Genomic DNA, 6,837 nt, shown 5'->3' with positions numbered 1-6,837 from the left:
CTCCGGTTCGGCATGGCGTCCGGCCCGCGGCTGCCGAGGACCCAGGAAACGGGCGATTACCGCGTCGGCGATCTCTTCCCAGGATTCCTGCGGCCGGCGGCGGCCCGGACTGATCACCGCGAGGCCGCCGCCCGGCTCCACGATTGCGGCCAGCGTGGCCAGCACCGCGTCACGATCCATCCAGTGGAAGGACTGGCCGAGCGTCGCCAAGCGGACGTGGCCAACATCGGCGGGAAGGTCCTCCGCCCGAGCGCTCAGCCAGCGGATGTTGTGGCGCCCGGCGGCTCGGCCGGCGAGCCCGGCCCGATCCAGCATCCGCGGCTCCGGATCGGCCGCGACGACCTCGCCTGCCGCGGCGGCGAGCGGCAGGGTCAGCGTGCCCGGGCCGCAGCCGAGGTCGAGCACCCGCGCCGCGGCGTCCAGGGCAAAGGCCTCGACCAGGAAGTCGATCGCCGCCGGAGCATAGGGCGCGCGAAAATGATAGTAGGCCGCAGTGTGGGCGAACGGCCGGGACCGAATCGTGGCGGACATGGGACGACGCCATTCCGATCCGCGTCCGCTGGCAAGCGTCGCTCGGGAGAGAGGACGGCAATGGCCGACGGGCCCACATTCTTCGCCGCCGCGGCGGATTGGCGGGCCTGGCTGAAAGCGAACCACGCGACGGCCGCCGAGCTGTCCGTGGGCTTCTGGAAAGTGGGGTCGGGAAGGCCGTCGATGACCTGGCCGCAGAGCGTGGACGAGGCGCTCAGCTTCGGCTGGATCGACGGGGTGCGCCACCGGATCGACGACGAGGCCTATCGCATCCGCTTCACCCCGCGCAGGGCCGGCGGAATCTGGAGCCAAGTGAACCTGAAGCGCTTCGCCGAACTCGACGCCGAGGGCCGCATCGCCCCGGCCGGCCGCGCGGCCTGGGAGGCCGGCAAGGAGCGCACCAAGGTCTATTCCTACGAGCGGCCGGCCGGCGACCTCTCGGCGGACGAGTTGGCGTCGTTCCGCGCCGACGCCACGGCCTGGGCCTTTTTCGAAACCCAGCCGCCGGGCTACCGCAAGCTGACGGTCCACCGGATCCTGGACGCCAAGACCGCCCCGACGCGCGCCAAGCGCCTGGCGCTGCTGATTGACGCCTCGGCGCAGGGGCGCAGACTGGTGACCGCCACCCAGATGGAGCCGAAATGACACCTGAGGAGATGGACGCCATCGTCATGGCCTTCCCGATGACCGAGAAGGGAATGAGCTACGGCCGGCCGTCCTACAAGGTGAACGGCAAGTTCTTCACCCGCCTGCGCCGCGAGGACGAGTCCATGGTGATCATGGAGGTGGGCTTCGACGAGCGCGAGATGCTGATGGAGGCCGAGCCCGGCACCTTCCACTTGACCGCCCACTACAAGGACTACCCCTGCGTGCTGGCGCGGATCGCGACCCTGCATCCCGGCTCGCTGAAGGCCTTCCTGGAGCGCCGCTGGCGCAAGGTCGCGCCCAAGAAACTGGTCAAGGAATACGACGCGGCCAACGCCTCGGCCTGACGCCTGATGTCGCAGCCCCCGGTAGTGACATGGCCGCGTTCGCCTACCTCTGGTAGGTAAGGCCTCGGCGTACAAAAACGGGGTGGCGAAGCAGCCAGAATTCCAAGCGTGCAGCGCTTCATTTTGCAGCAGAACGTCGACCGCTTCCGGTCGCGCCTGGCCCAGGTGTCCGACGAGGGCGACAGGCGCCGGATGCAAGCCATGCTGGCCTCGGCCGAACGCGAACTTGCCCTGCTGGAAGCCTCGGAGGCCGGGGCCGGCGCGCCGCCCTGGCCGATCGGCGCCCGGGAGAGCCTCGCCGCCAACCAGGCGAAGCTGCGCGCCGATTTCCAGGAGGAGTTCGGCGCCTCCGAACATGTCGCCTACCTGCTCGATCCGGCGGCGGGCCTGAACTTCGTCGAGGTCAACTCTGCCTTCGAGGCCTCTACCGACATGAGCCGCGAGCAGGTCGTAGGCCGGCCGCTCTTCGATCTGTTCCCGGAAAATCCCGCCGAAACCAACGCCGACGGCGTCTCGCAGTTCTACGCCTCGCTCCGCGCGGCCGCCGAGACCCGCCGGCCGCACGCCATGCCCATCCTGCGCTACGACGTGCGCGACGCCGCCGGCGTCTTCGTGGAGCGCTACTGGCAGGCCACCAACACGCCGCTGCACAAGGACGAGCGGCTGATCTACCTGCTGCACGTGGTCGACGAAGTGACCGCCGCGGTGTTGAAGGACAGGGCCTCGGCGGCCCAGGCCGCGCACTCATAAACGCCCGGGCGGCGTCGCGGCGGGAGGTCAATGGTTCCACGAGTTGCAAGCGCGTCGAATTCCTCCGCCGAAGGCGGAAAACCTACGGTGCTGAGGCTGTTAGGTGCGAGGTAGCCCTAGGAGTTGAAGGAGACCCGCCTAAAACGGCGCCTCAGAGCGGACTCTTCCAACGTCCGCAACGGGGTGGATAGCGGACCCTATGCCCCTGGCGTCGTTTGCTTCAGGGCGGCCGACCATTGCTCGAGGCGGTTTGGCGCGCCCTGGGCGGAGGCGTGCGCCGAGTGCTCTTCCATAAAGGCGACGAACTCGGGACCGAATTGATGGGCGAGTAGCCGCCAGGCAGCGCGCATGCCGAGCGAGCCCATCAGTTGGCCGCGGACCCCGGTGCTGAAGCTGCGGAAGGCTGTCTCATCCAGCAGTCCGGCCTTGTGCTGCAGGAAACTGTCTTCTCCGCTCAGGAAGGCGGCGCGGCAGATCAGCAGGAATTGCTCCAATTCCAGGGCCGACAGGTCGGCGGGCTTCTGGGAGCCCTTCAGCCAGACCGCTGCGAGCTGCGGCTCAGCCATGTTCATCAGAACCGCATCGAGGCGGTTTGCGCGCCCCTGCTGCATCAGGCCTCGCTGGTTCTTCTCCGCCTGGCGCACCTGAAGGGCGACATAGACAAGCGAAATTGTCAGAGCCAGGCTGCTGACGATACCAGCGATCGTCGCGACGTCGGCGAGTGTGATTGTCGTTCCCGTTCCAGGCATTGGACGCGCCCCCCCAGCTCATGCGCGCCAGCTTAGCTAACACGGCATCTCCAAGGGTCCGCAATGGGTCGAGAGCGGATATCGGCTTGCCCGCCGCTAGCGGACTCACCCGGATTTAGGGTTTCACGCCCTTGGCTAGAATTCGTCCTCGATGCTGGCGCGGAACTGTTCGAAGATCTCCTTGGCGCGCTCGTCGGCGGTCTGGTTGGGATCGGCCTGGGTCTCCGGCGCACGCCCCACGACGCCGCCGGTCAGTCGGCCGACCACTGCGCCACCCTGCACCAGCACCACTTCCTCGCCCGCTTCGACGCCGGCCAGCAGGGCCGCGAGTTTCGGCGGCAGGTCGTCGAGGTCGATGCGCTTCATGGCGCCGATCCTAGACCCGGGGCGGCCACGCCTCTAGGGTCCCGCCCGGTTTGGAGGGGCCATGGCCTACAAGTCCTTGCGCGAGTTCCTGAAGACGCTTGAGGCGGCGGGCGAGCTGGTCCGCGTCACCGAGCCCGTCTCCACCGTCCTCGAAATGACCGAGATCCACCGGCGGCTGTTGGCGCAGGGCGGGCCTGCGGTGCTGTTCGAGAACGTCATCCGCGCCGATGGCGAGCGCTCGCCGATGCCCTGCCTGGTCAACCTGTTCGGGACGGTCAAGCGGGTCGCCATGGGCGTGACGCTGGAGGGCCGCGCCCGCACCACGGCGGCGGACCTGCGCGAGGTCGGCGAACTGCTGGCCTTCCTGCGCAGCCCTGAGCCGCCGCGCGGCTTCAAGGACGCCATGGAGATGCTGCCGCTGGCCAAGACGGTGATGTCCATGCGCCCGGCGACGGTGAAGTCCGCGCCGGTGCAGCAGGTGGTCTGGACCGGCGACAGGATCGACCTTTCCAAGCTGCCGATTCAGACCTGCTGGCCGGGCGAGCCCGCGCCGCTGATCACCTGGCCGCTCGTGGTCACCAAGGGCCCTTCGCAGACGCGCGAGGACGACTACAACCTCGGCATCTACCGCATGCAGGTGACGGGCAAGGACCGCACCATCATGCGCTGGCTGGCCCACCGAGGCGGCGCCCAGCACCACCGCCGCTGGAAGGCGCAGGGCAAGCGTGAGCCCCTGCCCGCCTGCGCGGTGATCGGCGCCGATCCCGGCACGATCCTGGCCGCCGTGACGCCGGTGCCGGACACGCTGTCGGAGTACCAGTTCGCGGGCCTGCTGCGCGGCGCCAAGGTCGACCTCGTCCCCGCCAAGACCGTGCCCCTGATGGTCCCGGCCCAGGCCGAGATCGTCATCGAGGGCCACGTCCTGCTGGACGACTACGAGGACGAGGGGCCGTACGGCGATCACACGGGCTATTACAACAGCGTTGAAAAATTTCCGGTTTTCCAGGTCAGCGCCATCACCATGCGCCGAGACCCGATCTACCTGACCACCTTCACCGGCCGCCCGCCGGACGAGCCCAGCGTGCTGGGCGAGGCGCTGAACGAGGTCTTCATCCCGCTGCTGCGCCAGCAGTTCCCGGAGATCGTCGACTTCTGGCTGCCGCCGGAGGGCTGCTCCTACCGGATCGCCGTCGTCTCCATGAAGAAGGCCTACGCCGGCCACGCCAAGCGGGTGATGATGGGCGTCTGGAGCTACCTGCGGCAGTTCATGTACACCAAGTGGGTGATCGTCGTGGACGACGACATCGACGCCCGCGACTGGAAGGACGTCATGTGGGCGATCTCCACCCGCATGGACCCGGCGCGCGACATCACCGTGGTGGAGAACACGCCCATCGACTACCTGGACTTCGCCTCGCCGGAGAGCGGGCTGGGCTCGAAGATCGGCCTCGACGCCACCGACAAATGGCCGCCGGAGACCCACCGCGAGTGGGGCCGCAAGCTTTCCATGGACGAGGCGACGGTCGAGGCGGTCACGCAGATGTGGTCGCGCCTGGGCCTGCCGGGCGCGGGCCAGCCGGTCGACTGAGCTTGCGGGAGGCCGCGAAGCGCGGGCAACCTCCGGCCCCGAGGGGGAACACGCCATGGACGCCACGCCATCCGCCCACGCGGCCGCCCTTTGGGTCGGATTGCATCTCATCCTGCTGCTGGTGCTGTCGGTGCTGGTGGTGCGGCAGCGGCGCAAGCATCAGGTAGTGCTGGGCGACGCCGACATCCCGCAGCTCGCCCAGGCGGTGCGCGCCTTCGGCAACGCCACCGAATATGTGCCTGGAGGCCTCATCGCCATCGCGGTCCTGGCCCTGGTGAACGCCGCGCCCCTTGAGGTGCACGCCGTCGGCTTGCCCCTGTTCGTGGGCCGGGTGGCCCATGCGATCGGCCTGTCGCGCAGCGGCGGGTCCTCGATCCTGCGTTCGGCGGGCGTCATCGCCACCTGGCTCGCCTACATCCTGGGCGGCGTGGCGCTGATCTTCCACGCGATCCCCTAGCGCCCGATCTTGCTCCCGTTAGCGCCCGAGCTTGTTCCCGGCCGCCGGCTCCGCCATATGGCCGGCATGGACGAAAACCTGCTGAACGACGTGGTGGCCGCCGCCCTGGCCGCCGGCGCGGACGCCGCCGAGGCCGTGGGCGCCGAGCGCCGCGCCCTTTCCGTCACCGTACGCAACGGCGAGCTCGAGGAAGTCGAGCGCGAGGAGAGCCGCGATCTGGGCCTGCGGGTCTTCATCGGCAGGCGCCAGGCCTCGGTCTCCGGCTCCGACGTCAGCGCCGAGGCGCGCGCCAAGCTGGTGGCCCGCGTCGTGGCCATGGCCCGGCTGGCCCCGGAGGATCCCTACGCCAGCCTGGCCGACCCCGACCGGCTGGCCCGCGGGCCGCTGGCCGACCTCGACCTCTACGATCCGGCCGAGCCGCAGCCCGAGGCCCTGGAGGCCAGGGCGCGCACCGCCGAGGCCGCGGCCCGCGCCGTGCCCAAGGTCACCAATTCCGACGGCGGTTCGGCAAGCTGGTCGGCCGGCCAGTGGCGAATCGTCACCAGCGGCGGCTTTTCGGGCCTGCACCGGGCGTCTTCTTTCTCGCTTGGCGCCTCGGCCATCGCCGGCGACGAGGGCGGCATGGAGACCGGCTATGACGGCCGTTCGGTCCGCTGGCAGGGCGATCTGCCCGACCCCGCGGCCATCGGGACCGAGGCCGGGACCCGCGCCGCCGGGCGCCTGGGCGCGCGCAAGATCGCCTCGACCACCGCCCCGGTGATCTTCGAGAACCGCCTGGCCGCCTCGCTGCTGGGGCCGCTGGTGGGCGCCGTGTCCGGCCCCGCGATCACCCGCGGCACCTCGTTCCTGAAGGACAGGCTGGGCCAGCCGGTGTTCGCCAAGGGCATTTCGGTCACCGACGACCCGCACCGCCTGCGCGGCCTGGGCTCCTCGCCCTTCGACGACGAGGGCGTGGCCAACCGGCGGATCAGCCTGATCGACGATGGGGTGCTGACCACCTGGCTGCTGAACACCTCCTCGGCGCGCCAGCTCGGCCTCGCCACCACCGGCCACGCCTCGCGCGGCCTCGCCGGGCCGCCGGGCGTGGGACCGTCGAACCTGACCCTGGAGCCCGGGACGCGCAGCCAGGCCGAGCTGATGGCCGACGCCGGGGCGGGCCTCTTGGTCACCTCGATGTTCGGGCCCTCGCTGAACGGCAACACCGGCGACTGGTCGGTGGGCTGCTCGGGCTTCTGGTTCGAGGGCGGCCAGATCGCCTACCCGGTCAACGAGATCACCGTCGCGGGCAACCTGATCGACATCTACGCCCGCCTGGTCCCCGGCGCCGACCTGGAGATCAGAGGGGCCTCGAACGCGCCCTCGATCCTGGTGGACGGCCTGGCGATCGCCGGACTCTAGCCGCAC

9 protein-coding genes are annotated in these 6,837 nt (G+C 69.8%); 6 read left to right on the top strand and 3 right to left on the bottom strand.

Annotation, left to right across the window (positions count from 1 at the left end; translation table 11 throughout):
* Nucleotides 1–531, bottom strand: a 531-nt coding sequence (locus tag VNW53_RS12660; RefSeq protein ID WP_325556031.1) for a class I SAM-dependent methyltransferase, incomplete at its 3' end; no start/stop codon positions are given.
* 60 nt (nt 532–591) lie between these two features.
* Here VNW53_RS12660 and VNW53_RS12655 point away from each other — a divergent pair.
* The 3 genes from VNW53_RS12655 (at nt 592) to VNW53_RS12645 (ending at nt 2,273) form a co-directional block, all read left to right on the top strand.
* On the top strand, nt 592–1,176 hold the full coding sequence (locus VNW53_RS12655) for a YdeI/OmpD-associated family protein (protein ID WP_325556030.1): 585 nt from the start codon (nt 592–594) through the stop codon (nt 1,174–1,176).
* Nucleotides 1,173–1,523, top strand: a complete 351-nt coding sequence (locus VNW53_RS12650) for an MmcQ/YjbR family DNA-binding protein (RefSeq protein ID WP_325556029.1) — start codon at nt 1,173–1,175, stop codon at nt 1,521–1,523. The genes VNW53_RS12655 and VNW53_RS12650 overlap by 4 nt, the downstream gene beginning before the upstream one ends.
* A gap of 108 nt (nt 1,524–1,631) precedes the next feature.
* Nucleotides 1,632–2,273, top strand: a complete 642-nt coding sequence (locus tag VNW53_RS12645) for a PAS domain-containing protein (protein ID WP_325556028.1) — start codon at nt 1,632–1,634, stop codon at nt 2,271–2,273.
* A gap of 197 nt (nt 2,274–2,470) precedes the next feature.
* Here VNW53_RS12645 and VNW53_RS12640 read toward each other — a convergent pair whose 3' ends face one another.
* A complete protein-coding gene (locus VNW53_RS12640) occupies nt 2,471–3,022 on the bottom strand; it encodes a hypothetical protein (RefSeq protein ID WP_325556027.1) in 552 nt (183 codons plus the stop codon).
* A gap of 135 nt (nt 3,023–3,157) precedes the next feature.
* A complete protein-coding gene (locus tag VNW53_RS12635; protein ID WP_325556026.1) occupies nt 3,158–3,388 on the bottom strand; it encodes a hypothetical protein in 231 nt (76 codons plus the stop codon).
* A 61-nt stretch (nt 3,389–3,449) separates the two neighbouring features.
* Here VNW53_RS12635 and VNW53_RS12630 point away from each other — a divergent pair, with 61 nt between their 5' ends.
* The 3 genes from VNW53_RS12630 to VNW53_RS12620 all read left to right on the top strand — a co-directional run bounded on the left by VNW53_RS12630 (nt 3,450) and on the right by VNW53_RS12620 (nt 6,831).
* The gene (locus VNW53_RS12630) at nt 3,450–4,976 is read left to right on the top strand and encodes a UbiD family decarboxylase (protein WP_325556025.1); all 1,527 of its coding nucleotides are present in this window, start codon (nt 3,450–3,452) and stop codon (nt 4,974–4,976) included.
* 55 nt (nt 4,977–5,031) lie between these two features.
* Nucleotides 5,032–5,433 (top strand): MAPEG family protein, encoded by a 402-nt coding sequence (locus VNW53_RS12625; RefSeq protein WP_325556024.1) that lies wholly within the window; start codon nt 5,032–5,034, stop codon nt 5,431–5,433.
* Between the two features lie 66 nt (nt 5,434–5,499).
* Nucleotides 5,500–6,831, top strand: coding sequence for a TldD/PmbA family protein (locus tag VNW53_RS12620; protein WP_325556034.1), 1,332 nt, complete (start codon nt 5,500–5,502; stop codon nt 6,829–6,831).
* Nucleotides 6,832–6,837: the final 6 nt, after the last annotated feature.

This window comes from Phenylobacterium sp. (assembly GCF_035569475.1).
GTDB lineage: Bacteria > Pseudomonadota > Alphaproteobacteria > Caulobacterales > Caulobacteraceae > Phenylobacterium.
The sequence above is the reverse complement of the archived record's forward strand: the minus strand, read 5'-3'. Positions and strand labels throughout refer to the sequence as shown.

What these genes read in the sequence shown, in the direction of transcription:
- VNW53_RS12655 (WP_325556030.1), top strand. Translation starts at nt 592, where the DNA reads ATGGCCGACGGGCCCACATTCTTCGCCGCCGCGGCGGATTGGCGGGCC.
- VNW53_RS12650 (WP_325556029.1), top strand. Translation starts at nt 1,173, where the DNA reads ATGACACCTGAGGAGATGGACGCCATCGTCATGGCCTTCCCGATGACC.
- VNW53_RS12640 (WP_325556027.1), bottom strand. Translation starts at nt 3,022, where the DNA reads ATGCCTGGAACGGGAACGACAATCACACTCGCCGACGTCGCGACGATC.
- VNW53_RS12635 (WP_325556026.1), bottom strand. Translation starts at nt 3,388, where the DNA reads ATGAAGCGCATCGACCTCGACGACCTGCCGCCGAAACTCGCGGCCCTG.
- VNW53_RS12630 (WP_325556025.1), top strand. Translation starts at nt 3,450, where the DNA reads ATGGCCTACAAGTCCTTGCGCGAGTTCCTGAAGACGCTTGAGGCGGCG.
- VNW53_RS12625 (WP_325556024.1), top strand. Translation starts at nt 5,032, where the DNA reads ATGGACGCCACGCCATCCGCCCACGCGGCCGCCCTTTGGGTCGGATTG.
- VNW53_RS12620 (WP_325556034.1), top strand. Translation starts at nt 5,500, where the DNA reads ATGGACGAAAACCTGCTGAACGACGTGGTGGCCGCCGCCCTGGCCGCC.